Origin of the sequence: Rhodophyticola porphyridii (genome assembly GCF_003688285.1) — a bacterium.
GTDB lineage: Bacteria > Pseudomonadota > Alphaproteobacteria > Rhodobacterales > Rhodobacteraceae > Rhodophyticola > Rhodophyticola porphyridii.
Window position 1 is genome coordinate 80,003 of record NZ_RCNT01000001.1, and the last position, 24,719, is coordinate 104,721.

27 protein-coding genes and 1 riboswitch are annotated in these 24,719 nt (G+C 62.8%); of the genes, 13 read left to right on the forward strand and 14 right to left on the reverse strand.

Translation table 11 applies throughout. The features are described 5' to 3' along the window. Window positions 1-178: 178 nt before the first annotated feature. Together D9R08_RS00385 and D9R08_RS00390 are read left to right on the forward strand one after the other, a co-directional pair. Window positions 179-1,756 carry a Hint domain-containing protein gene (locus D9R08_RS00385; protein WP_121896038.1) on the forward strand — a complete coding sequence of 526 codons (1,578 nt, stop codon included), beginning with the start codon at window positions 179-181 and terminating at the stop codon, window positions 1,754-1,756. Window positions 1,757-1,843: 87 nt separating this feature from the next. Then, window positions 1,844-2,878 (forward strand): Hint domain-containing protein, encoded by a 1,035-nt coding sequence (locus D9R08_RS00390; RefSeq protein ID WP_121896039.1) that lies wholly within the window; start codon window positions 1,844-1,846, stop codon window positions 2,876-2,878. Here D9R08_RS00390 and D9R08_RS00395 read toward each other — a convergent pair. The 5 genes from D9R08_RS00395 to dapD all read right to left on the reverse strand — a co-directional run bounded on the left by D9R08_RS00395 (window position 2,875) and on the right by dapD (window position 5,583). Then, entirely contained in the window at window positions 2,875-3,225 is a 351-nt protein-coding gene (locus D9R08_RS00395) for a hypothetical protein (protein WP_121896040.1), read from the reverse strand. The genes D9R08_RS00390 and D9R08_RS00395 overlap by 4 nt on opposite strands. A gap of 109 nt (window positions 3,226-3,334) precedes the next feature. Next, on the reverse strand, window positions 3,335-3,529 hold the full coding sequence (locus tag D9R08_RS00400; RefSeq protein ID WP_121896041.1) for a hypothetical protein: 195 nt from the start codon (window positions 3,527-3,529) through the stop codon (window positions 3,335-3,337). A 72-nt stretch (window positions 3,530-3,601) separates the two neighbouring features. Beyond that, window positions 3,602-4,348: a MipA/OmpV family protein gene (locus tag D9R08_RS00405; RefSeq protein ID WP_121896042.1), complete on the reverse strand. Its 747-nt coding sequence runs from the start codon at window positions 4,346-4,348 to the stop codon at window positions 3,602-3,604. 90 nt (window positions 4,349-4,438) lie between these two features. After that, window positions 4,439-4,687 carry a GlsB/YeaQ/YmgE family stress response membrane protein gene (locus tag D9R08_RS00410; RefSeq protein WP_121896043.1) on the reverse strand — a complete coding sequence of 83 codons (249 nt, stop codon included), beginning with the start codon at window positions 4,685-4,687 and terminating at the stop codon, window positions 4,439-4,441. A 68-nt stretch (window positions 4,688-4,755) separates the two neighbouring features. Next, window positions 4,756-5,583: a 2,3,4,5-tetrahydropyridine-2,6-dicarboxylate N-succinyltransferase gene (dapD, locus tag D9R08_RS00415; RefSeq protein WP_121896044.1), complete on the reverse strand. Its 828-nt coding sequence runs from the start codon at window positions 5,581-5,583 to the stop codon at window positions 4,756-4,758. Window positions 5,584-5,740: 157 nt separating this feature from the next. Between dapD and D9R08_RS00420 the strand changes: the two genes are divergently transcribed. Continuing rightward, window positions 5,741-6,580, forward strand: a complete 840-nt coding sequence (locus D9R08_RS00420; RefSeq protein WP_121896045.1) for an LOG family protein — start codon at window positions 5,741-5,743, stop codon at window positions 6,578-6,580. A gap of 11 nt (window positions 6,581-6,591) precedes the next feature. Here the strand turns inward: D9R08_RS00420 and D9R08_RS00425 are convergent, their stop codons facing one another. The 4 genes from D9R08_RS00425 to D9R08_RS00440 all read right to left on the reverse strand — a co-directional run bounded on the left by D9R08_RS00425 (window position 6,592) and on the right by D9R08_RS00440 (window position 10,316). Further along, window positions 6,592-7,467 carry an esterase-like activity of phytase family protein gene (locus tag D9R08_RS00425; protein WP_158598898.1) on the reverse strand — a complete coding sequence of 292 codons (876 nt, stop codon included), beginning with the start codon at window positions 7,465-7,467 and terminating at the stop codon, window positions 6,592-6,594. Further along, window positions 7,443-8,363 (reverse strand): penicillin-insensitive murein endopeptidase, encoded by a 921-nt coding sequence (gene mepA / locus D9R08_RS00430; protein WP_121896047.1) that lies wholly within the window; start codon window positions 8,361-8,363, stop codon window positions 7,443-7,445. Before mepA ends, D9R08_RS00425 begins: the two co-directional genes overlap by 25 nt. Beyond that, window positions 8,360-9,709 (reverse strand): MFS transporter, encoded by a 1,350-nt coding sequence (locus D9R08_RS00435; RefSeq protein WP_121896048.1) that lies wholly within the window; start codon window positions 9,707-9,709, stop codon window positions 8,360-8,362. The genes mepA and D9R08_RS00435 overlap by 4 nt, the downstream gene beginning before the upstream one ends. A 76-nt stretch (window positions 9,710-9,785) precedes the next feature. Then, window positions 9,786-10,316 carry an acyl-CoA thioesterase gene (locus D9R08_RS00440; protein WP_121896763.1) on the reverse strand — a complete coding sequence of 177 codons (531 nt, stop codon included), beginning with the start codon at window positions 10,314-10,316 and terminating at the stop codon, window positions 9,786-9,788. Window positions 10,317-10,437: 121 nt separating this feature from the next. Here D9R08_RS00440 and D9R08_RS00445 point away from each other — a divergent pair, with 121 nt between their 5' ends. Further along, on the forward strand, window positions 10,438-10,725 hold the full coding sequence (locus tag D9R08_RS00445; protein WP_121896049.1) for a YggT family protein: 288 nt from the start codon (window positions 10,438-10,440) through the stop codon (window positions 10,723-10,725). Window positions 10,726-10,728: 3 nt separating this feature from the next. On the opposite strand, the gene msrA is transcribed toward D9R08_RS00445, so the two are convergent. Beyond that, window positions 10,729-11,394: a peptide-methionine (S)-S-oxide reductase MsrA gene (msrA, locus tag D9R08_RS00450; protein ID WP_121896050.1), complete on the reverse strand. Its 666-nt coding sequence runs from the start codon at window positions 11,392-11,394 to the stop codon at window positions 10,729-10,731. 110 nt (window positions 11,395-11,504) lie between these two features. Between msrA and D9R08_RS00455 the strand changes: the two genes are divergently transcribed. The 6 genes from D9R08_RS00455 to D9R08_RS00480 all read left to right on the forward strand — a co-directional run bounded on the left by D9R08_RS00455 (window position 11,505) and on the right by D9R08_RS00480 (window position 17,856). Next, a complete protein-coding gene (locus tag D9R08_RS00455; protein ID WP_121896051.1) occupies window positions 11,505-12,410 on the forward strand; it encodes a D-amino acid aminotransferase in 906 nt (301 codons plus the stop codon). A gap of 36 nt (window positions 12,411-12,446) precedes the next feature. Then, on the forward strand, window positions 12,447-13,151 hold the full coding sequence (locus D9R08_RS00460; protein WP_121896052.1) for a sulfotransferase-like domain-containing protein: 705 nt from the start codon (window positions 12,447-12,449) through the stop codon (window positions 13,149-13,151). A 56-nt stretch (window positions 13,152-13,207) separates the two neighbouring features. Beyond that, window positions 13,208-15,007 carry an adenine deaminase gene (locus D9R08_RS00465; protein ID WP_121896053.1) on the forward strand — a complete coding sequence of 600 codons (1,800 nt, stop codon included), beginning with the start codon at window positions 13,208-13,210 and terminating at the stop codon, window positions 15,005-15,007. After that, on the forward strand, window positions 15,004-16,488 hold the full coding sequence (locus D9R08_RS00470; RefSeq protein WP_233557147.1) for an AMP nucleosidase: 1,485 nt from the start codon (window positions 15,004-15,006) through the stop codon (window positions 16,486-16,488). The genes D9R08_RS00465 and D9R08_RS00470 overlap by 4 nt, the downstream gene beginning before the upstream one ends. Window positions 16,489-16,620: 132 nt before the next feature. After that, entirely contained in the window at window positions 16,621-16,911 is a 291-nt protein-coding gene (locus D9R08_RS00475; RefSeq protein ID WP_121896054.1) for an HU family DNA-binding protein, read from the forward strand. Window positions 16,912-16,986: 75 nt separating this feature from the next. After that, window positions 16,987-17,856, forward strand: coding sequence for a DMT family transporter (locus D9R08_RS00480; protein ID WP_121896055.1), 870 nt, complete (start codon window positions 16,987-16,989; stop codon window positions 17,854-17,856). A gap of 171 nt (window positions 17,857-18,027) precedes the next feature. On the opposite strand, the gene D9R08_RS00485 is transcribed toward D9R08_RS00480, so the two are convergent. The 3 genes from D9R08_RS00485 to aroC all read right to left on the reverse strand — a co-directional run bounded on the left by D9R08_RS00485 (window position 18,028) and on the right by aroC (window position 20,373). Further along, on the reverse strand, window positions 18,028-18,708 hold the full coding sequence (locus D9R08_RS00485; RefSeq protein WP_147450597.1) for a hypothetical protein: 681 nt from the start codon (window positions 18,706-18,708) through the stop codon (window positions 18,028-18,030). 259 nt (window positions 18,709-18,967) lie between these two features. Continuing rightward, window positions 18,968-19,177 (reverse strand): hypothetical protein, encoded by a 210-nt coding sequence (locus D9R08_RS00490; RefSeq protein WP_121896057.1) that lies wholly within the window; start codon window positions 19,175-19,177, stop codon window positions 18,968-18,970. A 95-nt stretch (window positions 19,178-19,272) separates the two neighbouring features. Beyond that, a complete protein-coding gene (gene aroC, locus D9R08_RS00495; RefSeq protein ID WP_121896058.1) occupies window positions 19,273-20,373 on the reverse strand; it encodes a chorismate synthase in 1,101 nt (366 codons plus the stop codon). Between the two features lie 150 nt (window positions 20,374-20,523). Beyond that, window positions 20,524-20,624: riboswitch (TPP riboswitch) on the forward strand. A 37-nt stretch (window positions 20,625-20,661) separates the two neighbouring features. Here aroC and thiB point away from each other — a divergent pair. The 3 genes from thiB to D9R08_RS00510 are packed head-to-tail and all read left to right on the forward strand — an operon-like array spanning window position 20,662 to window position 23,862. Next, entirely contained in the window at window positions 20,662-21,648 is a 987-nt protein-coding gene (gene thiB / locus D9R08_RS00500) for a thiamine ABC transporter substrate binding subunit (RefSeq protein WP_121896059.1), read from the forward strand. After that, window positions 21,624-23,186, forward strand: a complete 1,563-nt coding sequence (locus D9R08_RS00505) for a thiamine/thiamine pyrophosphate ABC transporter permease ThiP (RefSeq protein ID WP_121896060.1) — start codon at window positions 21,624-21,626, stop codon at window positions 23,184-23,186. Before thiB ends, D9R08_RS00505 begins: the two co-directional genes overlap by 25 nt. Continuing rightward, entirely contained in the window at window positions 23,173-23,862 is a 690-nt protein-coding gene (locus D9R08_RS00510) for a thiamine ABC transporter ATP-binding protein (RefSeq protein WP_121896061.1), read from the forward strand. The genes D9R08_RS00505 and D9R08_RS00510 overlap by 14 nt, the downstream gene beginning before the upstream one ends. Window positions 23,863-23,911: 49 nt before the next feature. Here the strand turns inward: D9R08_RS00510 and D9R08_RS00515 are convergent, their stop codons facing one another. Continuing rightward, complete coding sequence (locus D9R08_RS00515) at window positions 23,912-24,715, reverse strand: cytochrome c1 (RefSeq protein ID WP_121896062.1); 804 nt, start codon at window positions 24,713-24,715, stop codon at window positions 23,912-23,914. Between the last annotated feature and the right edge of the window lie 4 nt (window positions 24,716-24,719).

Sequence of the window (24,719 nt, forward strand, 5' to 3'; positions counted from 1 at the left end):
GCGACGGATGCCCAACTTTTGCCTCAATTCTGGCTAGACTTCGGGAAAAAGGCTGGGGCAGTCTGGCGGCAATGACCGCGTTTCGAAGACAAGGACCATTCCTGACGCTCTCCGTGGCGGGAATGCAGGTTTGTCAACGGGTCTGTCCGAGCCTTGAACGAGGCAGAGGCAGACCGACATGGCCACAGCAGACGAGCTGACAATCAACACGAGTGCCTCTGCCATGCAGATGGCGCGCGCGATATTCGGCGATGGCATCTCCATCGTGGATGCCAACTATGATGGCGACAGCCGGTCTTCCGGTATCTGGAGCGGCGGGGACAGTATCGCTCCGGGGCTGACGCCTTCGGATAGCGGCGTGATCCTCTCGACCGGCCGGGTCACGGACATCACGCGCGATGGCGGCGGCGACCCGAATACCCGCACCAATACCAGCACCAATACCTACGGTGACAGCAACCGGACAGATTTCAATGCCGTGGCCGGACGGTCGACCTTTGACGCATCGGTCATGGAGGTCGATTTCATCCCGAACACCGATGTCATGTCGATGCAGTTCACCTTCGCGTCCGAGGAGTATCCTGAATACACCGGTTCGGTCTTCAACGACGTGGTGGCGGTCTGGGTCAATGGCCAGCTCGTGACTTCGCCGATTTTCGAGGTCACGCAGATCAACTCGGTCAACCAGTCTGAGAACGAGACGCTTTTCGTCGACAACACGGGCGATGCCTACAATACCGAGGCCGATGGGTTCACCGTGACTCTGCGCCTGATCTTGCCGGTCAATGCGGGCGTGCAAAACACCATCAAGTTCGGCATCGCCGATGTGCAGGACAGCAGCTACGATTCCGCGCTTCTGATCGCGGCGGACAGCATTCAGGGCGACTTCATTGCCGGGGACGATACCAAGACCCTGTATGAAGGCTTCACCGGCACGGTGGACGTTCTGGCCAATGACGGCGATGGCGTGGGCCTGATGATCGTCACCCATATCAACGGGCAGGAAGTGTCGGTCGGCGACACGGTAACGCTCAGTTCCGGCCATGAGATCACCTTGCAGGCCGATGGCAATCTGGCCGTGACGCCGCCTTCCGATCTGGTCGGGCTGGTCGACCCGGATGTGGTCAACTTCAGCTATACGGCCGAGAATGCCGACGGCATCTCCGACACGGCCTTCGTCACGGTCACCACGATCCCGTGTTTTGTGCGCGGGACGCGGATTCTGACACCTTCCGGCGAGGTTCCGGTCGAACGGCTGCGGGTCGGCGACCTGGTGCAGACGCGTGATCACGGACCGCAGGCCATTCGCTGGATCGGCAACAGGCAGGTGGAGGCCACGGGAAAGCTCGCTCCGGTGGTGATCAAGGCTGGCACCTTCGGCGCGCATGGCACATTGCGCCTGTCCCCCCAGCACCGGGTGATGATCTCCCATTACATGGCCGAGTTGCTGTTTGGCGAGGATGAGGTTCTGGTGACGGCCAAGGATCTGGTCAATCATCGCAGCGTCTGCTTCGAAACCGGCGGTGATGTGGAATACTATCACCTGCTGTTCGATACTCATCAGATCGTCTGGTCCGACGGGCTTCTGACCGAGAGCTTCTTTCCGGGTCCGCACACGCTTGGCGGATTCGAAGAGGAAACCCGGGCGGAAGTGCTCGCATTGTTTCCGGAATTGAGCCAAAACTCCGATTTCGGGTATGGGCCGTCGGCCCGTCCGGCGCTGAAATCCTATGAAGCCCGGGCTCTGTTTGCGTGAGCCCTGAATTTGCCTCACTCCGGATGAAATCTTCCCACATTCTTATGCCAGATTGTTTCCGTATCAGGTGTTATAGAGGTGGTTGAGATGGTCTGGGCAGCAATCTGGGATGCAACGGGTCAGGTGGACGGCGTTGAGATCGCCACGATGCCGAAGCCGATATCGCCCGAATCCGGCCATGTCACACTCATCGTCGAAGGGCGCCTGCCCCGTGGTAGCGAACGCCCGATCCGGCTTTGGGCCGGCGCCGGCGCCGACACGGAACAGTTCGGATTTTTCCGCATGCCCGATGGCGCGATGCGCCTTTTCCACCGCGATGTCGATGTCATGACACAGCCCGGAATGCTGCAGCCCGGCGAGACCTTCCATCTGCATTACCGCACCGATATCAACGGTCGCGATACGCTTGTCGATATCCGCAACCTTGACAGCGGCCTGCGGCTCCTCCTGCGTCCGCGGGTGTCGGTCGTCCCGGATCTGACCGATTTTCTGCCGCGCAGCCCCCGATATGTGGAGCAACTGAACTTCGCCGCGCTGGCGACCCATGAGGTGCCGGTGGGCCCCGCCCCCTGTTTTCAGGCGGGCACGCCCATCAACACCCCTGCCGGCCCCGTTCGGGTCGAGGATCTGCGCCCCGGCATGGTCGTCGACACGCTCGATCGCGGGCTGCAGGTGGTTCGCTGGGCCGGACGGCGCGAGGTCTTGTGCCTTGGCTCCATGGCCCCTGTCGTCTTGCGCGCGCCCTATTTCGGGCTGACCCGGGATTGCACCGTGTCCGCGCAGCATCGCCTGCTGATGGATGGAACCGATGTGGAGTATCTGTTCGGCGAGGAACGGGTCTTCGTCCGCGCCAGAGATCTGGTGAACGGCATTTCGGCACGGCGCGACCACACGCGTCCCACACGGGTGTTCCACCACTTCCTTCTGGACGATCATGACTGCGTCATGGTCGGGCGCTGCCGGCTGGAGACGCTTCTGCTTGGCGACATGCTCAGCGCAAACGGGCGCAACACCGGCCAACTGTCCGAAGCAGATGCAAGCCCGCACTATCCGACGCTGGATCGCGCGGCGGCGCAGAGCCTATTGTCGCTGATCGCCGAGCATCGCCGCGTCGCAGCCTAAGGCGCGAACCCGTCCTCTCCGAAAAACGGTGTCATCTGCGCCACGATCACGGCGTTTTCGGCACGCGCGCGCTCCATCAGCGCGGTTTCCTCGGCATCGATGTCGTGACCCTGTGCAAGACGCTCATCGCGCGTGCCATAGCCGGTGACGTCCAGCGGGGCCAGATCGGCCTGTTTCAGGATCGCCACGGTTTCACGCACCGCTTCCGCTTCGTCGACACCGGACGCATAGCAGATCAGGGCTGCGCCGGTGGCGCCATCCGGCAACCCGTCGCCCGCCTTGCGGCCCACTTCCACCAGCAGGGTGAAAATCTGCTGGGGACGCTTTTCCTTCTTGGTGTCACTCATGCGGCGGCTTTGCGGGTTTGGAGGTGCCGCTGTCAAGTCGATGGCACCCCAACGGAAGGGCAGAACATCCACCCCGGCGCCTTTCGGTGGCCAAGGCAGGGCGGCGGGATCAGAAAAGATCCAGGGTTGCGGCGCCTGCCGGGTGCGATCCGGTTGGCGGCGTGCCCGCGATCGGCCCGGCGCCCAGGGTCGTGCCAGGGCCGCTCTGGTTCTGGGCGACCTGTGCCCGATGTTCTTCGGCCTGCATCTTTTGCGCGAAAAGGCCCACCGCGATGGCCATGGTCAGAAGGAAGGCTCGGGTCATGGTCTGGCTGATCTCCCTGTACGGTTCCGTCCGATAACACGCAACGGGGCCGCACTTCCGTCGGACGCGACCTTAGAAGTTGAACTGAATGCCGATATTGGCGCTATAGAGCCTGTCTTCGTCGACGATGGGGCTGTCGGTGATCGTGTCATCCAGAAAAGATGCCTGTGCGGTGGCAAAAATCGCCGCGCTGTCGGTGATTGGAAAAGCCGTCGACACGCCCACGAATGGGATCACCGCCGCATCGGGCCTATAGGCCGGGCGGGTGCCGGTCGCTTCGGAGGGGCGGACCCCATAGAGATACCCGGCCAGATCCTCGCTTTGCCATGTCAGCCCCGCGCTGAGGCCGAGAGGCAACTGCCCCAGCATAAGTTGATGCCGAACATCCACGGTAAGCTCCCGCCCGTCATGTTCACCGGTGATTTCCTGCAGGAATGTGGCGTTTACCGTGGCCTGCGGGCTGATGTCATAGGCAAGGCTGAAGCCTGCATCGACGGTGATGTCGCGGTCCAGCCCCTGAAGGGCGGCGGCATCGGGATCTTCCAGCGCGGTGAAGCGTGGGGCAAGGCGCCCCTGCACACGCATCCCGCCGCGATCGATCATGTCGACCGTCAGCCCGTCGAACCCGACCGAAAAGCCCTGCCCCTGGTAGCTGAGCAGCGGAAAGACCGATGTGTCATCCTCATCCCCTACATAAAGCGAGTTCGACACTCCGGCCGCGAGCCCGAAGCTCAGCCCTTGCGGCTGTTCCTGTGCAACGGCCGTGCCGGTGGCGAACACGCTCAGAACAAGGGCCAAACCGGCCAGATATCGGGTCATTTTCAACTCCGCTTTTCCTACTGCAAGATATACTTACGCCTCTGGTTTGGCAGAGAAATAAACTAAACTGATCAGTTTGAAAAGAAGTTTCTATCGGCGTATGGCCCGCCATCCGGCAATTAGCAGGCAGGCCCCGATCAGGCCGACGATACCCTGCGAAATCCATGTGGGCGATGCGTTGATTCCCACCAGACCGAGGAGGAAGTTGGCCACCAGGGCGCCGACGATGCCCAGAACAATATTCAGCACTAACCCGGTATCGGCCTTCATGATGGAACTGGCCGCCCAACCGGCCAGCCCGCCCACGATGATCGCCGCAATCCATCCAAGACCTTGCATGATACACCTGCTCGTTTACCTGATGCGCCGAGGCTAGCACGTTCCTATTTGGCCGAAAAGCACCAGGCTCAGTCGCGCAGAAGATCATTGATCGATGTCTTTGAGCGGGTCTTTTCATCGACCCGCTTGACGATGACGGCGCAGTAGAGATTGACGCCGTTTTTCGATGGCATCGAGCCCGCGACCACGACCGAGCCGGCAGGCACCTCGCCATACATGACCTGGCCCGTCTCGCGGTCCACGATCTTGGTCGACTGCCCGATGAAAACCCCCATGCCCAGCACGGATCCCTCACGCACGATGCAGCCCTCGACCACTTCGGAGCGGGCCCCGATGAAGCAGTTGTCCTCGATGATCGTGGGGCCGGCCTGCATCGGTTCCAGCACACCGCCGATACCGACGCCGCCCGACAGATGTACGTTCTTGCCGATCTGCGCGCATGATCCGACGGTGGCCCATGTGTCGACCATCGTACCGCTGTCGACATAGGCGCCGAGATTGACGAAGGACGGCATCAGCACCACACCGGGCGCAATATAGGCGGATTTCCGGACGACGCAGTTCGGCACCGCTCGAAAACCCGCCGCGCCCCACTCGTTTTCACCCCAACCGGCCCATTTGCTGTCGACCTTGTCCCACCAGCTTCCGCCCTGGGGTGAGCCGCCCTGCATCTCCATGTCTTTCAGGCGGAACCCGAGCAGGACCGCCTTCTTGGCCCACTGGTTCACGTGCCAGTCCCCGTTCTCCCGCCGTTCGGCGACCCGCAGGTGTCCGCTGTCGAGCGCGTTCAGAGTGTCCTCGACGGCCTCGCGGATTTCCCCGGTCGTGGCCGGTGTGATCTGGTTGCGCGCCTCCCAGGCGGCCTCGATCGCGGTTTCAAGCTGGGCGTTTGACATGGGGGTCCTCCGGGGATCGTGTTGGCAGGAGGCTATAGGCAACGTGGGCGGGTTTCGCAATCAGATCGCGGCGGGGGAGGCGGGTATCCGGTGGCACAGGGCGTGTGGGGCCGCTAGTGTCGCGGTACGGATTGCCCGAACAGGAATTTGTATAAAAATGAATGACGATCAGCGACACGGCCCATTCCGCGACGCCCATCAGGATATCAAGTCGAGCCAGATCAAGCCGGACACGCCGCAGGCGCGCTCCCCGGCTTACCGGCTGGCATTCGCGGACCCGGATTTCCTCTGCCGGGACGAGCTCAGACCCGTTCGGTTGCAGCTGGAACTGCTGAAGCCGCAGCTTGAGATGGATGAACGCGGGATCGAGACGACGGTGGTGATGTTCGGCGGCGCGCGCATCCCGGCACCCGGGGAGACGGCCCGGTCGGCGGCGCTCAACGACATGAGCCGGTATTATGAAGAGGCGCGCAAGTTCGCATGTCTCATTACCGAGCGTTCGGTCAGCACCGGCTGCACACGCGATGTCGTTGTGACCGGCGGCGGACCCGGCGTGATGGAGGCGGGAAACCGGGGGGCGGCGGAGGCGGGCGGTTGTTCCATCGGGCTCAATATCGTTCTGCCACATGAGCAGGTGCCCAACGCCTATATCACCCCCGAACTGTGCTTCAATTTCCACTATTTCGGTATCCGCAAGATGCATTTCCTGATCCGCGCGAAGGCGATCGCGGTCTTTCCCGGCGGGTTCGGAACCATGGATGAGCTGTTCGAAAGCCTGACCCTCATCCAGACCGGCCGGATGGAACAGGTGCCGGTCCTCTTGTTCGGCGAAAGCTTCTGGCGGGAGGTGGTGAACTGGGACGCCCTGGCTCACGCCGGAACGATCGCGCGCGAAGATCTGGACCTGTTCCGTTTCGTCGAAACTGCCGAGGAGGCTATGGCCGTGATAGACGGCTGGGCCTATGAGGGCAAACGCGGGGACATACCGGGCCGTTAGAGCCCCTCGCCTCAATCCGGTATCGGGTATTCGACGATCTGGCTGCGGAACATCCGGTTGTAATTGTCATCCGCGACAAGGGTGGCGATCAGCCGCCCGGTCTGATCTCGCCAGAGGCTGATGCCTTCGAGATTGGGATGACGGCCGGTGGCGGTTTCCAGCAGAGTCTCCAGCGGGCCGAGGCCGCTTTCCGTGATTTCCGCGCGCCGGATGCGGGTGGCAAACCCACCGAACATACTGAAACTGCGTTCAAGGATGTAAAGACGGCCAAGATCGTCGAAATCCATGCCCACCGGATCGAACCCGTTGCTGCGCGGATACATGAAGTCGGTGTCCCAGACGCCGCCGGCGAAGCGATAAAGCGGGGCTTCTCCGTCCGGGCCGCGTTCCGCAAGCGTATAAAGCGTGTTGTCTGGCCCTATGGCGAGAGCTTCGAACGAGCCGTTCAGGTCCATCCCGGCGATATCCGGCGGCGTCGGAAAGCTGAGATTGACGCGGCCGTCCGGTGTGTGACCCGTCAGCCGATGATCGCCCTCGTAAGAGATATAGACATGGCCGCCTGTGCTGACGGCGAGGCCTTCACTGTCGCGGGCGGCGCGGGTTTCGGGGCGGTTTCCGTTGGCGTCCAGAAGTTCGGCGATCCGCGTGATCCCGATGCCGGTGATGGCTCCTTCGGTACGGGAGATACGGGCGGCAATAAGATAACCCCTGTCGGACAATGCCCAGAGCCGGGTGCCATCGCTGCTGATCTCCACACCCGAGAGGCCCCCCAGTTGCGGTGCGTCATCCTGCCAGTCATGCTCGCTCAGCGGATCCGCGACCGCCGGAGCGCTCAGGGCCAGACAGATCAGGGCGGCGCGGATCAGGGCGACAGGATCGCCGCGCATTGGCGCGGCAGATCGCCAAGGGTCAGTTCCCGGCGCGGCTGCAGCGGCGGCGCATTCGGGTCTGGCGGCGGCGGGTTCAGGATGTTCTGAACCCATTCGCGGGCCTGATCGCAGCCGTCTCCGGGCGGCGGCGCGGCCTGATCCTCGCAGGCCGGCATGCCCGGCGGGCAGGATAGCCGCACATGGAAATGGTAGTGATGGCCCCACCAGGGCCGGATATTGCGCAGATAGCTGCGGTCGCCGGTTTCATTGTCGCACATCCAGACCTTGGCGCCGGGAAAGACGAAGATGCGCGCCACGCGCGGGTCGGAGGCGGCGGCGCGCAAAACACGCCAGTGATCCTCGGTCCAGCTGTCATTGACATAGGCGCCGTTGGCCCGCCGCATGGAGATGGAGGAGAGGGTTTCCCGCTCGGCCCGCGTGAGGTTAAGGTTGGTGGCGGGCCGCATCCAGATATCTATGTCGAGACCGGATTGGTGGCTGCGATGGCCGGTCAGCATCGGCCCGCCTCTCGGCTGGCTCATATCGCCGACGTAGATTCCGTTCCAGGATGTGGTCCGCGCAACCTCGCGGCTCAGATCCTGAACGTAATCCAGCGTAACCGGCAGGGCCCAGTTGCGGTTCCGGTTCAGGCGCATCGCCTGCCAGGTCGGGCCGGTTTCGGGCAATTGCTCGGCGCCCCCGACGCAGCCGCGCGCATATCCGCCGAATGCGGCGGGAGGGCCTGGGTAGCTGACACTCTCGGCGCCGAAAAGCTGGCGCGCCTCCTGCCGGGACTGGGTCACATCCAGCGGTGGCATAGCGGGCGCGGCAGGCCCGCGATCCGGCCCGGCACCGTTGCAGGCGGCCAGAACCGCAAGGCCAAGAGCGGCTAGGACGGGGCGGGTACGGATCATGCGGCGGGCTCCTGTCGGCCATCTGGATCCACCCAGACTAGCAGAACCAGCCCAAGCAGGAAGAGGGCGATCAGCGGTGTGATCCCCATTTGCTGACTACCGCTTATCTGGGTCGTCACCCCGATCAGAAGCGGTGCGATGAACGAGGTCGCTTTGCCCGCCAGCGCGTAGAGCCCGAAGCCTTCGGTCATCCGGTCGGGTTCTGTCTGTCGGACCAGCATCGTCCGGCTGGCCGATTGCAGGGCGCCGCCCGCCGCGCCGATCATAGCACCAAGAACGTAGAAGGCGATATCGGGCAGGAAAGACTGTGGCCCGACCGGGATGCCAAAGACGCTGTCCCGCGCGATGAAGACGATGCCGATACCCACAAGCGTCAGCACGACCACGTTGAGCGTGATCACGGGCTTGGGGCCGAAGCGGCTGTCGGCCATGCCGCCAAGCCAGGCGAAAAGGGCGCCGGTCAGCACCGCAAGGATGCCGAAAATCCCCACATCGACGACCGACCATCCCAATACGCCCGCCGCATAGATACCGCCGAAGACATACATCCCGTTCAGCCCGTCGCGGTAGAACATGGACGAGCCCAGAAAGGCGAACAGGCTGCGGTCCGTGGGCAGGGCCTTGAGATGGCTCATAAGATCGGGCAGGGCGGTAGACACGGCCCGGCCTATCGGTACCGCGTCTTTCAGCCTTGGCTCTTTCACCCATAGGAAGAAGGGGATCATGAAGACGGCGAACCAGAGTGCGGTGAGCGGGCCGACCGCACGGGTGCCTTCGCGCATCCCGGCATCCAGGCCCAGGATCGGATCGATCCCGATCAGGGTTTTGCCGGTCTCGGCGTTTTCGGCCAGCAGCAGCAGCATGATCACCAGCGCCAGAAACCCGCCCAGATAGCCGATCGCCCATCCCGTGCCCGAGATGCGGCCCATGTCCCCGCGCCCGCCCAGAGACGGCATAAGCGAGTTGGTGAAGATCGTCGCGAATTCCATTCCGATCAGGCCGATGGCAAAGAAACACAGAATGAAGACGAGGTTGAAATCGCCGGGCACAGCCAGCCACAGGCCGGCCGATCCGATCACGTACATCAGCGAAAACAGCCAGATGAACGGCATCTTGTGGCCCGCCTTGTCGGCGATCGCGCCAAGGATCGGCGCCATCAAAGCAATCAGCAGGCCGGCCGCGCCGATACCGTAGCCCCAGGCTGTCTGCGCCGCCGTACCATCGCCAAGCAACTCGTTGATGTAGGGGCCGAAAATGAAGGTCAGAAGCAGGGTGTTGTAAGGCTGGCTTGCCCAGTCGAACGCCCACCATCCCCAGATGCGCCTTTGCAATACCGTCGCTGTCATGCCTGCCCCTAAGGTCCCGATTTTGGCGCAGCATCGGTGGCGCGGGGCGATTTGGCAATGAAAATGCCCGTGTGGCCTACATTCTCGGCGGCCAGGGGCGGGTCGCGTCCGCATCGATCCAGGCGGCGGCCCAGTCGGGAAGGTCGGGGGAGGTTTGAGATGTCCCAAGCGCCTCGACCACCCGTGCGGTGGGCACGATCCGGCCGTTTTCCGTCACGGCCGTGCGCAGCAGGACATGGTTGCAGCACAGCTCGCCCCGCCACATCGACTGTTCGATATAGACAAACCGGGCATCCCAGGCGAGCGCGCGGCTGCGCATCTCGAAGGTCTGAAACGGACGGATGCGGGCCCGATAGCGTACCGAGCTTCCGGCCACGACCAGACCCCATCGGCGCTGCCGGAGGACCTTTATAAGCCCGATCCGAACCGCCAGCCCGAAGCGGCCGATATCGAACAGCGACAGCGTACGCCCGTTGTTGAGTTCCAGAAAAAGGTCGATATCGCCAGGCCAGCACCGCATTCGGGTCTTGTGCAGCCCCAGAAGCGGCAGGGGGTCGGCGCGGCGGGCGCGCAGAATTTCGGCGGCGGTGCGGATGATCGGGGTCATGATCGGGCAGATGATTTCGGTTTGCGTTGGGGTCAAGCCCGGGCGTTGCGTCACTTGCAGAGCCTTCACATCCCGCTTAGGTCTGGAAGCAAGCTGATTTCCAAGGCAAAAGGCCGCGCGCATGACCTCCCTTTTCCAAATACTGATGCTGCTGATCAACGTGGCGTTCTTCATCGTGATCGCCCATGTGATCATGAGCTGGCTGATCAATTTCGGGGTGCTGAACATGCGCCAACCGATTGTCGCCCAGATCTGGGACGGGCTGAACCGGCTTCTTGAGCCGGTCTATGCGCCGATCCGACGCCTGTTGCCGAACATGGGCGGGCTGGATCTGGCGCCGCTGGTGGTGATCCTGGGCCTTTACGCGCTGGAAATCATTCTGCGTAACAACGTGGCCTTGTTCCTGTGACGCTCAATGGCTGAGAGCGGAGCTGCCCCAAAGCTCGCGCAGCCGCGCATCGCGGCCACAGGCTTCGCGGTAAAGCTCATAGGCCACTGACTTCCGGCGTGGGCCGAACCGTGTCACGATCAGATCGGAGCTGCGGTAGTAATCCTGATGATATGCCTCGGCAGGGTAGAAAGTCGCCGCCTCGCGTACCGGCGTCACGACCTGACGGCCCAGTGCGGCGCTTGCCTCGGCCAGCGCCGCCTCGGCAGTCGCACGTTCCTGCGCGGTTTCCACGAAAATCGCGGTGCTGTAGCTGTGCCCCCGGTCGCAGAACTGTCCGCCGGCATCAAGCGGATCGACGGACCGCAAGAACAAGTGCAGCAGGTCCGCGTAGGACAGCCGGTCCGCGTCATAGGTGATTTGCGCGACCTCCAGATGTCCGGTGCCGCCGCGCACGACCTGCCGATAGGTTGGGTTCGCCACCGTTCCGCCCGCATAGCCCGAGACGACATCGATCACGCCGGGCACCTGTTCGAAATCCGCCTCGACGCACCAGAAACACCCGCCGGCAACCACGGTTGTCTGGATGTCGGCTGCATGGGCCTTGCCATGCTGCAAGGCCAGCCCGGCCAGAATGGCAACACCAAGCATGGCGATTTTCAGCGTGTCGCGGATCGGAAGTCGGGACATGGGAAAGTGCGCTCCATACTGCAGTCGGCCACAGTTTAACGACCGAGAGGCATTGAAATACAACGCACATGGGTGTGAGGTCACGGAGCGGTGAAGAGGGAGCCCTGGCCATGGACGACGCGGTAACAACCCATCAGGCGGAAGAGGATGCGCGGAACGACAAGATCCTGATCTGGGTGAACGGTGCGCTGAAACCTCGCGGCGCGGCGATGGTCAGCGTCTATGACAGCGGCTTCATGCTGGGCGATGGCGTATGGGAAGGCCTGCGGCTTTACAACGGGCGCTGGGGGTTTCTGGATGAGCATCTGGATCGCCTGTTCGAAGCTGCCAAGGCGATTGATCTGGATATCGGCCTTGATCGTGCGGGTCTGCGCGCGGCGCTGGAGGAGACCCGTGCCGCCAACGGGATGCATGGTGATGCCCATGCCCGCTTGATGGTGACGCGCGGTGTGAAGCAGCGCCCGTTCCAGCACCCGGCCCTGTCGGTTTCCGGTCCGACCTTGGTGATCATCATGGAGCATTCCCGCCCGTCCCTGCCGCGCCCGATCCGGCTGGCCACGGTGCCGCATCTGCGGGGCCTGCCGATGACGCAGGATCCGAAACTGAACTCCCATTCCAAGCTCAACTGCATCCTGGCCTGCATCGCCGCCGAAAAGGCAGGGGCCGACGAGGCGCTGATGCTTGACGTGCATGGCTTTGTGAACACGACCAATGCCTGCAATTTCTTCATCGTGCGCAAGGGCGAGGTTTGGACCTCGACCGGCGATTACTGCATGAACGGGATCACCCGCCAGAAGGTGATCGAGCTTTGCCGCGCCAATGACATTCCGGTTTTCGAGCGGAATTACTCGCTGGTCGAGACCTATGGGGCGGAGGAGGCGTTTCTGACCGGCACGTTCGGCGCGCAGACCCCGGTGGGGGAGATCGACGGACGGCAGATCGGCGATGGCCGGATGGGGGCGATGACGCAGAGAATCCGGGCGCTCTATGCCGATCTGGTGGCGCGCGATGGATGAACGGTTCTTGTGCGGCGCGCATGCAGGGTGAGTGAGATGAAGATTGCCATGTGGTCCGGGCCGCGGAACCTTTCCACCGCGATGATGTATGCATTCGCGGCGCGGGGCGATTGCGCGGTCTGGGACGAGCCGTTCTATGGGGCCTATCTCCGGGAAAGCGGCTCGGATCACCCGCTCGCCGGTGAGATCGTGGCCGCCCATGAGAGTGATCCGGCCGTGATTGGCGCGCGCTGTGCCGGGCCGGTTCCGGGTGGCAAGGAGCATTTCTACATGAAGCACATGCCCCATCACATGCTGCCCGGATTTCCGCTGGACTGGGCAGAGCACTGCGTGAATGTCCACCTGATCCGGCATCCGGCACGGGTGATCGCGAGCTATGCGGCCAAGCGCGAGGCGGTGACGCTGGAGGATATCGGCTTTCCCCAGCAAGCGGCGCTCTATCGCCGGCTTGGCGGGGTGGTGATCGACAGTTTCGACATCCGGCAGACCCCCCGAGGAATGCTGGAGGCGCTGTGCGGGGCACTTGGGCTGCCTTTCACCGAGGCCATGCTGCGCTGGCCCAAGGGCGGTCGGCCCGAGGATGGGATCTGGGCCAGGCACTGGTATGGTGCGGTGCATGACAGCACCGGCTTCGCGGGTGCCGAAGGCCCTCTGCCGGCCGTCGCGGAGGCCCATCGCCCCGTGCTGGACGCGGCGTTGCCGCTTTATGAGCAGATGCGTGCCGACGCTCTGAGGGTCTGACCCGCCGTCATTCAAATGTCGCTTGAAGCCGGCCTGTCAGGGTGGGAAACTGTGCCATGGAAATGCTGAAGACCTGGGCCGATAGCGCCGCCGATCTGGTGGCTGTCGCGGCCGGACGAAAACCCGCCGATCTGGTGCTGAGAAACGCCTGTCTGGTAAATGTGCAAACCCGCGAGATCCTCGACGGGTGGGATGTGGCGGTGGCTTGCGGGCGGTTTGCCTATGTGGGTCCGGATGCCGGCCATTGCATCGGGCCGGATACAGAGCTGGCCGATCTTCAGGGAAGATATCTGATCCCCGGTCTTTGCGACGGGCATATGCATATCGAAAGCGGCATGCTGACGCCCGCCGAGTTTGCCCGTGCCGTCATTCCCCACGGCACCACCACGATGTTCACCGACCCCCATGAGATCGCCAATGTTTTCGGTCTGCGTGGTGTCAGGCTGATGCATGACGAGGCGCAGCTGCAACCGGTCAACATTTATACCCAGATGCCCTCCTGCGCACCCTCCGCGCCGGGTCTGGAGACCACCGGTTTCGAGATCGGACCCGAGGACGTGGCCGAGGCGATGACCTGGCCGGGCATCGTTGGTCTGGGCGAGATGATGAATTTTCCCGGCGTGGTCGCGGGCGATACGATGCTGCTGGCGGAGATGGCCGAGACGGTGAAGGCCGGCAAAGTGATCGGTGGGCATTACGCCTCCCCCGATCTGGGCTCCGCATTTCACGCCTATGCCGCGGGCGGGCCGGCAGACGATCACGAGGGTGTGGCCGAGGCGGACGCCATCGCGCGGGTGCGTCAGGGGATGCGGGCGATGTTGCGCCTCGGGTCTGCCTGGTATGATGTGGAAAGCCAAATCACCGCGGTCACCGAGCGCGGACTGGATTCGCGCAACTTCATCCTGTGCACGGATGATTGCCATTCCGGCACGCTCGTGAATGAAGGGCATATGAACCGGGTTCTGCGCCACGCGATCGCCTGCGGGTGCGACCCGCTGGTGGCGTTGCAGATGGCCACAATCAACACCGCGACGCATTTCGGGCTGGAGCGCGAGCTTGGGTCGATCGCGCCTGGGCGCCGGGCGGATATGATCGTGACATCGGACTTGCGCAGCCTGCCGGTTGAAACCGTCTATGCGCGGGGCAGGAAGGTGGCCCAGGATGGCGATTGCCTTGTTGCCTGCCCGCATCTCGATTGGCCTGACGACACCCGCAGGTCGGTCAATCTGGGCAAGACACTCAGCGCGACGGATTTCGAGATTGCCGCGCCCGATGGCGCCAATCAGGTCAAGGCCAAGGTGATCGGTGTGGTAGAGAACCAGGCGCCGACCAAGGCGCTGACCGCCGATTTGCCGGTGCGCGATGGCGTGGTGGAGGGAAAGGGCGACGTCTGCCAGATCGCATTGGTCGAACGGCACAAGGGCACGGGCAGCGTGGTGAACGGGTTCGTCTCGGGGTTCGGATATCAGGGCAATGTCGCTGTTGCCTCGACCGTGGCCCATGACAGCCATCACATGATCGTGGTCGGCACGGACCGGGACAGCATGGCCAGGGCCAGCATGCGGCTGGCCGAGGTTGGCGGCGGTGTGACCGTTTTCAGGGATGGCGCGGAGCTGGCGCTGGTGGAACTGCCGATCGCCGGATTGATGTCCGACCGTCCGGCCGCGGAGGTAGCCGCGAAAGCACAGGCGATGGTCGAAGCGATGGTGGCCTGTGGCTGCACGCTCAACAATGCCTATATGCAGCATTCGCTTCTGGCGCTGGTGGTTATCCCGGAACTTCGGATATCCGATCTGGGTCTGGTCGATGTGACCCGCTTTGAGCTGACGGATTTGTTCGAAAAGGATACCTTATGACCGCGCCCATGATACATTTGCCGGTGGAAAGCCCCGCCGATCAGGGTGTGAAAAGCTTCACCGATCCCAAAGAAGCCGTGGCCTATCTGCGCGAGCTGTACGAGACCGCGACGAAGTTCCTCAGCGCGCATTTCGCCGAGGTGGTCATGGGCGAGATGCCCGACAAACGCTTCCGCGCGTTTTATCCGGAGATCCGTATCACGACGACAAGCTTCGGGCAGATCGACAGCCGCCTGTCCTTCGGGCACGTTGCGGAGCCGGGAAGTTACTCCACGACCGTGACCCGCCCTGACCTCTTCAAGCATTATCTGACTCAGCAGATCGGCCTGCTGATCGAAAATCACCAGGTTCCGGTCAGTATCGGCCCGTCGATGACACCGATCCCAGTGCATTTCGCGGTGCTGAATGATGCGGATATGCAGGTGCCTCAGGATGGCGCACTGGCTTTTCCGTTGCGCGATGTATTCGACGTGCCCGATCTGGGTACGACCAATGACGAGATCGTCAACGGCTTCGGCTACCATAACGAGGACGGATCCGGGGCGCTTGCGCCCTTCACAGCGCAGCGGATCGACTATTCGCTGGCGCGCCTTGCCCATTACACGGCAACGGCGCCTGAGCATTTCCAGAATCACGTGCTTTTCACCAACTACCAGTTCTATGTGGAGGAGTTCGTGGAGTTCGGCCGGGCGGCACTGCGTGACCCCGATAGCGGCTACACCGCACTTGTCGGTCCCGGGAATGACGTGATCACCGATCCCGATCAGGCGCTGAACACACCGCCAAAACTGCCACAGATGCCGACCTATCACCTGACCCGCCCGGGCGGGGCCGGCATCACGCTGGTCAATATCGGCGTCGGCCCGTCGAACGCGAAAACCGCGACGGATCATATCGCGGTCCTGCGGCCCCATGTCTGGCTGATGGTGGGGCATTGCGCGGGGTTGCGGAACTCGCAATCGCTTGGCGACTTCGTCCTCGCCCATGCCTATCTGCGCGAAGACCACGTGCTTGATGACGACCTGCCGGTCTGGGTGCCGATCCCGGCGCTGGCGGAGGTGCAGATTGCGCTTGAGGATGCCGTGGCGGACGTGAGCGATGTGGAGGGTTACGACCTGAAACGGATCATGCGGACGGGAACGGTTGCGACCATCGACAACCGCAACTGGGAACTCAGGGACCATAGCGGCCCGGTGCAGCGCCTCAGCCAATCGCGCGCGATCGCGCTGGATATGGAGAGTGCCACGATTGCCGCCAACGGGTTCCGTTTTCGCGTGCCCTACGGAACGTTGCTTTGCGTTTCTGACAAGCCGTTGCACGGAGAACTGAAACTGCCTGGCATGGCGAGCGCGTTCTATAAAACACAGGTCTCGCGCCATCTTCTGATCGGCATCCGGGCGATGGAAAAGCTCAGGGAGATGCCCCTTGAACGGCTGCATTCCCGGAAACTGCGCTCGTTTGAGGAGACCGCATTCCTTTGATTCGGCGAAAAAGCCCGATTTTCGGGCTGATTTTGCAGAAATCGACACACAAAGCGTTGTGTGTTCCTACAATATTCGGGTAGTTTTGCGCCAACGAGCCCTAGGGTTCGGGCAGTAAAGGAGAACAAACCCATGGCACAGAAACCCATGACCAAGACCCAACTGGTTGCCGCCCTGGCCGACGAGATGGGCAGTGACAAGAAAACCGCAAGCGCTGCGCTGGATGCAATCGCTTCGGTCGTGACCAAAGAAGTGTCCAATGGTGGCGCCGCCACCATCCCCGGTGTTGGCAAGGTTTATTGCCGTGAACGGCCCGCCCGCATGGTGCGCAACCCCGCAACGGGCGAGCAGATCCACAAGGATGCCGACAAAGTGGTCAAGGTGACCATCGCGAAAGCCCTGAAAGACAGCGTGAACGGCTGATTGCCGACGCAGGCAAGACATGAAAGGGTCGCCCGGTTGCGGGCGACCCTTTTTCACTGAAGTAAGGCAATCACGATGGACCTGCGCGCGATCCTGCTTGGTCTCGGCTTTGCGCTGATCTGGTCATCGGCCTTTACCTCGGCCCGGATCATCGTGGAGGCCGCGCCGCCGCTGACCGCCCTCGTGCTGCGATATGCGCTTTCCGGGCTTGTCGGTGTCGGTCTGGCGGTCTGGCTTGGACAGACATGGCGGATCAGTCGCGGCCAGTGGCGCGCGGTGCTGATTTTCGGGGTGTGTCAGAACGCGATTTACCTGGGTTTGAAATTCGTGGCGATGCAATGGATCGAGGCGTCGGTGGCCGCTATCATCGCATCGACCATGCCGCTGATGGTTGCGGCCGCCAACTGGATCGTTTTTCGCGAAAGACTGCCGCTCATGGGCGTACTTGGCCTGTGTGCGGGGTTTGGCGGGGTGGCCCTGATCATGGGCGATCGTCTGACCATGGGTGCGGACGGCGTTGGCCTGACCCTCTGCCTGCTGGGGGCGGTGGCCTTGACCGTTGCGACCCTGGCCGTGCGCAGCGCGTCGTCGGATGGCAAAAACCTGCTGATGATTGTGTCGCTGCAGATTCTGGTGGGCGGTCTGGCGCTTTTGCCCTTTGCTGCGGCGCTGGAGCCCTGGTCGGTGACCTGGTCCTGGCAGTTGATCGTCGCTTTCCTCTACACCAGTTTTGTCCCCGGTCTTCTGGCTACATGGATCTGGTTCATTCTGGTGGGCCGCATCGGACCGACACGCGCCGCGACTTTTCATTTCCTCAACCCGTTCTTCGGTGTCGCGATAGCCGCGCTGCTGCTCAGCGAGCGTCTGGGCCTGGCCGACGTGATCGGCGTGGCGATCATCGCAGGCGGTATTCTGGCGGTTCAACTGTCGCGGGTGAAGGCCTAGCGGCCCCAACAGGAGATCAGCCCGAGCCCCCCGTAAAGATCTGGAGCGGTGGCCGCCCGCAGGCGCCACATGGCGGCGCTGATGGTGAAACGCCTCGTACAATTCGGCTGAATTGTGGCAGACCTGCCCGGCGGCACCGGCGGCCGCCCATGGAATGTGACGCGGCACGGCTCAAACCGGGGGCGCGTCGGTCGAGATTACCCGCAGATTGTCGATCGCCCAACTTGCGGTGTCGACATCCTCCGACAGGGTGGAGCCGAAGCCGATCCGCAAGGTTTCGCCGGGGGTTTCGGCAATCACCTGAACCTGAACCGTCTGGTCCTCGGCCCCCGGGGTTCCGCTTGCATAACCCCGGTCCGGCCGGTTGGGGGGCCGGGTACTGGTTTCTATCCTCACGCCATCGACAGCGTGCAGCGACAAGGATTGGCGGGCCATCATTTCAGGCCGCGTGGTGAAGCTTCGCCGTGCGATGGCGGTGCCGTTCATGTAGAACACGACCTCCTCCAATGCCCAGTCATCTATGGCGTGAAGGTCGAAACTGATCAGAACATGGGAGCGGCTTGTGTCGAGATTATAGGTCTTGGACACGGTTTCGACGCCATTGCTGCCGCCGAAGCGCCCCAGTATGCCGCCGAAGCCAAGCGCGCTGTCTTCGAAGCGGCCGCCCTGCCAGCCGGGCGCGCCCGAGGCGAAATCCTCTGCCGCGACAAGACTGTCGGCCTCACCGAGAATGGGAACACCGCTCAGGTTCCATCCGGTGGCGGCATCCGCCCCGCCAAACCCCGATTTGATCGCTGCGCCGGAAGCCAGACCAAGAGCCACAAGACCTGCAAATGCCAGGGACCAATCCACCGACACGGCTCCAGCCCGCCGCGCGGCATTACTCAAAAACAACATAAGACATCCTTTAATGTACCCCAATTTCGACGCATTTCGTCGAAACGTGGCCAAATAAAGGCAAGAAGATGGCGCCCTCCGCGCATTGTATCCGTAACAGAAACTGTTAACCTTAACGCTTGGGACTGTAGGTGAACTCCGTGGAAACGAACTGTTTACGGAGATATTCGGCGGCCTTTCGCAGACCCGCGCAGGGCCTCACCCTCACGGGGCCTCAGCCGATACCGGAAACAATGGCCTGCGTCAGATCCCTGAACAGTCCCGGCGATGCCAGATCGGTCTGAAGCCCGGTCGAGAGGTCTTCGACACCGGATGCAACCGCCGAAACCGTCACGAGGGCAACGCCCACGCAGGCAACCGTCAGCACCGTCCATCTGAGTTTCAGCGCGCCGGCCTCCGATAGTATGAAATCTGCAATTCGCAACTTGCCGCTCCAGCCAGCCGCCCCCTGACCGCAGTCATGCCTTCAGATTCGGGCGAAATCATGTGGCTGGTATGGCCGGCAGATGAAAGCGGCGCTCACCCGATACGTCCCCCGGCATCGCCCACCTGCCCGCGATGCAGCAGCACATGGTCCAGCAGGACGCAGGCCACCATCGCTTCCCCCACCGGGACCGCGCGGATACCGACGCATGGGTCGTGACGTCCCTTGGTGATGATCTCCGTCGCTTCGCCCGATTTGGTGATAGTCTTGCGCGGAGTGAGAATGCTGGAGGTGGGCTTGACCGCAAAGCGCACGACCACATCCTGACCGGTCGAAATGCCGCCCAGAATGCCGCCCGCGTGATTGGAACTGTAGATCGGGCCATCGGGGCCCATGGAAATCTCGTCGGCATTTTCGCTGCCGGTCAGGGCCGCGGCGGCCATCCCGTCCCCGATCTCTACGGCTTTGACCGCGTTGATCGACATGCAGGCGGCGGCAAGATCGGTATCCAGCTTGCCATAAACCGGCGCGCCCAGACCGGCGGGCAGGCCCGAGGCCGCCACCTCGATCACGGCGCCGACGCTGTCGCCGGATTTACGCAAAGCATCAAGGTAGCCGGCCCAAAGCTCGACGGCCTGCGCGTCTGGCGTCCAGAACGGGTTCCGGTCGATCTCGGCAAGGTCGATGCGGGTGCGGTCGATGGGATGCGGGCCCATCTGCACCATGTATCCGGTGATCTTCACGTCGGGCAGCAGCATGTTCAGCGCCGCGCGTGCGACACCGCCTGCGGCCACCCGCGCCGCCGTCTCCCGCGCAGAGGATCTCCCGCCGCCGCGCGGATCACGGATGCCATATTTCTGCCAATAGGTGATGTCCGCATGGCCGGGGCGGAATTTCTCGGCGATATCGCCATAATCCTTGGAACGCTGGTCGGTGTTGCGGATCATCAGCTGGATCGGTGTGCCGGTGCTGCGGCCCTCATAGACGCCCGAGAGAATCTCGACCGCGTCGGCTTCGCGCCGTTGGGTGGTGTATTTGCTCTGTCCCGGTTTGCGCCGGTCCAGCCAGCGTTGCAGATCGGCCGGCTCGACCGGGACACCGGGCGGGCAGCCGTCGATCGTTGCGCCAAGTGCGGGCCCGTGGCTTTCGCCCCAGGTCGTGACGCGGAAGAGATGGCCAAAGCTGTTCAGTGACATCGGAAAACTGCCCTCGGTTGCTTTCCGGAGTTAGCCGCAGAAAGCCGGAATGCCAAGGGTCAACCCGATCCTCAAAACTTGTTTAATGTTAAACTAGTTTTCCGGGAGGCAAGATTCGCCTTGCGGTCCGGGGGCATCGCGGATACCGCTAAAGACACCTCGGGGTGGCCCATCGGGCCTGAGATGCAGCAAGCGAACCCGTAGAACCTGAACCGGTTAGGACCGGCGGAGGGAAGGTAAAGGCCCAGGGTCTCAGCCTCACTTCGCCCGGCGCAATGGAGGCGTGAGATGAGACACACCATCATGGCAACGGCGTTTTCTCTGATCGCAGCGGCGGCTGCGGCGGATACTCCCGTATTGTCGATTTATTCCTATGACAGTTTTGTCGCCGAATGGGGGCCCGGCCCGCAGATCGAGCAGGCTTTCGAAGAAACCTGCGGCTGCGACGTGCAGTTCACGGGCGCGGGCGACGGCGCGGCACTGCTGGCGCGGGTCCGGCTAGAGGGTGCGAACTCGGATGCCGATGTGGTTCTGGGTCTCGATACGAATCTGATGGATTCAGCCATGCAATCCGGCCTTTTTGCCCCCCATAATGTGGCCGTTCCGGAGCTGACCCTGCCCGTGGCGTGGCAAAGCGAGACGTTTCTTCCCTATGACTGGGGTTACTTCGCATTCGTTCACAACACAGATATGCAAGACGTGCCCGGCAGCTTTGCCGAGCTTGCGGAAAGTGAGGCGCGGATCGTGATCCAGGATCCGCGCTCCTCCACCCCCGGTCTGGGGCTGCTGATGTGGGTCGCTGCGGCCCATGGTGACGAGGCCGGCGCGATATGGAGCGGCCTTGCGGACAATATCGTCACGGTCACGCCCGGCTGGTCCGAGGCCTATGATCTGTTTCTTGAGGGGGAGGCGGATATGGTGCTGTCCTATACCACCTCTCCGGCCTATCACCTGATCGCGGAAGAGGATGACAGCAAGGCCGCTGCTGCCTTCGAGGAAGGGCACTACCTTCAGATCGAGGTGGCCGGTATGCTCGCAGGCAGTGATCAGCCCGATCTGGCCCGTGCGTTTCTGGACTTCATGCTGACGGAAAGATTTCAGTCCATCATCCCGACCACGAACTGGATGTATCCGGCCGCATTGCCCGTGGATGCCCTGCCGGACGGGTTCGATACCCTGATCGTACCGGAGCGGGCACTGCTTTTCGACCCGGCCACCGCGGCGGCCCTTCGGGCCGATGCGTTGAATACATGGCTGACCGCGCTCAGCCGCTGACATTCCTGCAAGGCCTCGGCGGATGTGTTGCCGCCGGGGTCGCGCTGGTTCTTCTGGGGCCTCTCGCCGCGGTTGCGCTGCGGGCTGAGGAAGCCGCGCGGCTGACTGGCGCTGACTGGGCCGCGATCCGGTTTACGGTTCTTCAGGCGCTTCTGTCTGCCGCGTTGAGTGTTGGTTTGGCAATTCCTGTCGCGCGTACGCTTGCACGGCGTGTGTTTCCGGGCCGGCGGCTTCTGGTGACGCTCATGGGCGCCCCGTTCATCCTCCCGGTTATTGTGGCCGTTTTCGGCTTGCTTGCGGTGTTCGGGCGCAATGGCTGGTTCAGCCAGGTGCTTGATCTGGTGGGTTTGCCGCCGATCGAGATCTACGGGCTGCATGGTGTCGTTCTGGCGCATGTCTTCTTCAACCTGCCGCTCGCCGTAAGGCTGTTCCTGCAGGGCTGGCTGGCAATCCCGACGGAGCGTGTGCGGCTTGCATCCTCCCTGGGCTTCACCGCCCGGGATATCCGGCGTCATTTCGAAGTTCCGATGCTGCGCGCCACAGCGCCCGGCGCCTTTCTCGTGATCTTCCTGATCTGCACCAGCAGCTTCGCCGTGGCCCTGATCCTTGGTGGCGGGCCCCGTGCGACCACGATAGAACTGGCGATCTATCAGGCCTTCCGGTTCGATTTCGATCTGGGACGGGCGGCGATGCTGGGTGCCGTGCAGGTCGGTATCTGTGCCGTGGCCGCACTTCTGGTTCTGCGTTTCGCAATTCCGCGTGTCCTTGGCGGCAGTCTCGATCGCGAGCCGATGCAATGGGAGGCATTTGTGGGGCGCGGGCGGTTTGCAGACGGGCTGATAATCCTGCTGGCCGCGCTTTTTCTGGTCTTGCCGCTTCTGGCGCTTGTGGGCCGCGGCGTGGACGCGATGGCGGGATTGCCGCCTTCGGTCTGGCATGCGGCGCTTCGTTCTCTTGTTCTGGCCACGGCATCGGCGGCACTGGCACTGGCGCTTGCGCTGCCCATGGCCGCCCTGATGGCCCGGCGGACACGTACGGGCCTCGAATTGATCGGCGCGCTCAGCATCGCGATCTCGCCTCTGGTGATCGGTACAGGGGCATTTCTGATCCTGAACCCGATCGCCAATCCCGTGGCGCTGGCCTTGCCGATCACCGGTCTTGTCAATGCGCTGATGAGTCTGCCCTTCCTGCTGCGCGCCCTGCTTCCCGCCATTCAGCAGGCAGAAGCCTCTCAGGGCCGCCTGGCCGATGCGCTCGGGCTGAAAGGAGTCGACCGGCTGCGTCATGCAATTCTGCCGCGCATCTGGCCGTCTCTCGGATTTGGTGCGGGCCTCTCGGCGGCTCTGTCGATGGGGGATCTCGGGGTGATCGCACTTTTCTCCTCGCCCGCACAAGGAACCCTGCCTTTGGAGATGTACCGGCTTATGGGGTCGTATCGCACCGACGACGCTCAGGGAGCGGCCCTGCTTCTTCTGGCGCTCAGTCTCGCCCTGTTCTGGGTTTTTGATCGGGGAGGGCGGTTGCGTGCTACGGCTTGAACACACGGTCACGAAGCTGGATGGCTTCACGCTACGGGCCGATCTTACGCTGGAACCCGGTCGGCGGCTGGCCGTTCTGGGCGCATCGGGCAGCGGGAAATCCACGCTGCTGAACCTGATTGCCGGTTTCGTTCTGCCGGATGAGGGGAAAGTCATCATCGGTGGCTTGGACCGTAGCCGGGCGAGTGTCGCCGACCGGCCGTTGAGCATTCTCTTTCAGGACAGCAACCTGTTTCCGCATCTCAGCGTTTTCGACAATGTCGCCCTTGGCCTGCGCAGCGATCTGCGGCTTGATGGCGATCAACGCGCCCGGGTTTCGGACAGCCTTGCGCAGGTGGGCATGGACGGGATGGAGAGCCGCTTGCCCGGGTCTCTGTCGGGCGGGCAGCAATCGCGGGTGGCGCTGGCCCGGATGCTGCTCAGGGACCAGCCGCTGGCCCTCATGGACGAGCCGTTTTCGGCTCTGGATCCGGGCCTGCGGCGCGAGATGCTGGATCTGGTTGCGGCATTATGCGACCGGACAAAGCTGACCCTTGCGATGGTGACGCATGACCTGCGGGACGTGTCCGGGCTTTGCACCGATCTTTGCCTGCTGGAAAGCGGACGGATCGTTTTGCAGGGGCCGCTGGATGACATCCTTGCCGATCCGCCGGCGCTGATCCGACCCTGGCTCTGAATGTAAAACGCGCCCCGGGGGGCGCGTTTTTTCCGATCCGGGAGTTTGCTTACTCGGCCGGTGTATCCGACCTGGTCCGGTGCTTGACCGGGGCCCAGATACGTTTGTTGGTAAGGTACAAAAGAACAGACAGGATCGTGAGAAGGATGACGGACACAAAACCCATCTGCTTGCGTTCCATCATCTTCGGCTCCGCAGTCCACATCAGGAATGCGGCCACGTCCTGTGACATGCTTACCACATCATTGGGTGAGCCGTCGTTGAACTCCACAGCCCCGTCCCAGAGCGGAGGCGCCATGGAGATGAGACCACCCTCGAACGTCTCGTTCTCGTAGAGGATCGTTCCGGCCTGCTCGACTTCCTCACCGGTATAATAGACCAGCAGGGACGCGATATATTCCGCGCCGCCGATCCCACGGAAGAGCGGGTTCAGTGCAAGCCCTGCGGGCCCGTGAAACCCGGCACGTGCCTTGGCCATCAGGCTGAGGTCGGGCGCGGTTTCCAGATTGGAGCCCGGGAAGTGGTCGTTCGGCGTGGCCGGCCTCCAGTCTTCGATGGCCGGGTCATAGATCTCGAAGAACTCGGCATAGGCGCGCACCTGTTCCTCGGGCAGTCCCGGGCCGTTTTCATCCCCAAGGGTGCGGATCGGTACGAACTGCAAGCCGTGGCAGGCCGCGCAGACCTCGGTGTAGATCTGCAATCCGCGCTGTAGCTGGTTCTGGTCATAGGTTCCGAACGGCCCCTCGAAGGAGAAGTCGTAATCTGTCACATGACCGGCGCCGCCTGCCGCGATGGCCCCCCCGGTTGAAAGGGCCAGCGCCGTCAGCGTGCTAAGGGCAAGGTTCCTGAACATGTCA

Excerpts from the sequence above, each read along its gene's own strand:
- mepA (WP_121896047.1), bottom strand. The coding sequence starts at position 8,363 with ATGATCCGTACCCGCCCCGTCCTAGCCGCTCTTGGCCTTGCGGTTCTG.
- D9R08_RS00460 (WP_121896052.1), top strand. The coding sequence starts at position 12,447 with ATGAAGATTGCCATGTGGTCCGGGCCGCGGAACCTTTCCACCGCGATG.
- D9R08_RS00445 (WP_121896049.1), top strand. The coding sequence starts at position 10,438 with ATGACCTCCCTTTTCCAAATACTGATGCTGCTGATCAACGTGGCGTTC.
- D9R08_RS00505 (WP_121896060.1), top strand. The coding sequence starts at position 21,624 with ATGGCTGACCGCGCTCAGCCGCTGACATTCCTGCAAGGCCTCGGCGGA.
- D9R08_RS00475 (WP_121896054.1), top strand. The coding sequence starts at position 16,621 with ATGGCACAGAAACCCATGACCAAGACCCAACTGGTTGCCGCCCTGGCC.
- D9R08_RS00400 (WP_121896041.1), bottom strand. The coding sequence starts at position 3,529 with ATGACCCGAGCCTTCCTTCTGACCATGGCCATCGCGGTGGGCCTTTTC.
- D9R08_RS00455 (WP_121896051.1), top strand. The coding sequence starts at position 11,505 with ATGGACGACGCGGTAACAACCCATCAGGCGGAAGAGGATGCGCGGAAC.
- aroC (WP_121896058.1), bottom strand. The coding sequence starts at position 20,373 with ATGTCACTGAACAGCTTTGGCCATCTCTTCCGCGTCACGACCTGGGGC.
- thiB (WP_121896059.1), top strand. The coding sequence starts at position 20,662 with ATGAGACACACCATCATGGCAACGGCGTTTTCTCTGATCGCAGCGGCG.
- D9R08_RS00465 (WP_121896053.1), top strand. The coding sequence starts at position 13,208 with ATGGAAATGCTGAAGACCTGGGCCGATAGCGCCGCCGATCTGGTGGCT.
- D9R08_RS00440 (WP_121896763.1), bottom strand. The coding sequence starts at position 10,316 with ATGACCCCGATCATCCGCACCGCCGCCGAAATTCTGCGCGCCCGCCGC.
- D9R08_RS00425 (WP_158598898.1), bottom strand. The coding sequence starts at position 7,467 with ATGCGCGGCGATCCTGTCGCCCTGATCCGCGCCGCCCTGATCTGTCTG.
- D9R08_RS00435 (WP_121896048.1), bottom strand. The coding sequence starts at position 9,709 with ATGACAGCGACGGTATTGCAAAGGCGCATCTGGGGATGGTGGGCGTTC.
- msrA (WP_121896050.1), bottom strand. The coding sequence starts at position 11,394 with ATGTCCCGACTTCCGATCCGCGACACGCTGAAAATCGCCATGCTTGGT.
- D9R08_RS00395 (WP_121896040.1), bottom strand. The coding sequence starts at position 3,225 with ATGAGTGACACCAAGAAGGAAAAGCGTCCCCAGCAGATTTTCACCCTG.
- D9R08_RS00470 (WP_233557147.1), top strand. The coding sequence starts at position 15,004 with ATGACCGCGCCCATGATACATTTGCCGGTGGAAAGCCCCGCCGATCAG.
- dapD (WP_121896044.1), bottom strand. The coding sequence starts at position 5,583 with ATGTCAAACGCCCAGCTTGAAACCGCGATCGAGGCCGCCTGGGAGGCG.
- D9R08_RS00405 (WP_121896042.1), bottom strand. The coding sequence starts at position 4,348 with ATGACCCGATATCTGGCCGGTTTGGCCCTTGTTCTGAGCGTGTTCGCC.
- D9R08_RS00480 (WP_121896055.1), top strand. The coding sequence starts at position 16,987 with ATGGACCTGCGCGCGATCCTGCTTGGTCTCGGCTTTGCGCTGATCTGG.
- D9R08_RS00385 (WP_121896038.1), top strand. The coding sequence starts at position 179 with ATGGCCACAGCAGACGAGCTGACAATCAACACGAGTGCCTCTGCCATG.
- D9R08_RS00390 (WP_121896039.1), top strand. The coding sequence starts at position 1,844 with ATGGTCTGGGCAGCAATCTGGGATGCAACGGGTCAGGTGGACGGCGTT.
- D9R08_RS00410 (WP_121896043.1), bottom strand. The coding sequence starts at position 4,687 with ATGCAAGGTCTTGGATGGATTGCGGCGATCATCGTGGGCGGGCTGGCC.
- D9R08_RS00420 (WP_121896045.1), top strand. The coding sequence starts at position 5,741 with ATGAATGACGATCAGCGACACGGCCCATTCCGCGACGCCCATCAGGAT.
- D9R08_RS00515 (WP_121896062.1), bottom strand. The coding sequence starts at position 24,715 with ATGTTCAGGAACCTTGCCCTTAGCACGCTGACGGCGCTGGCCCTTTCA.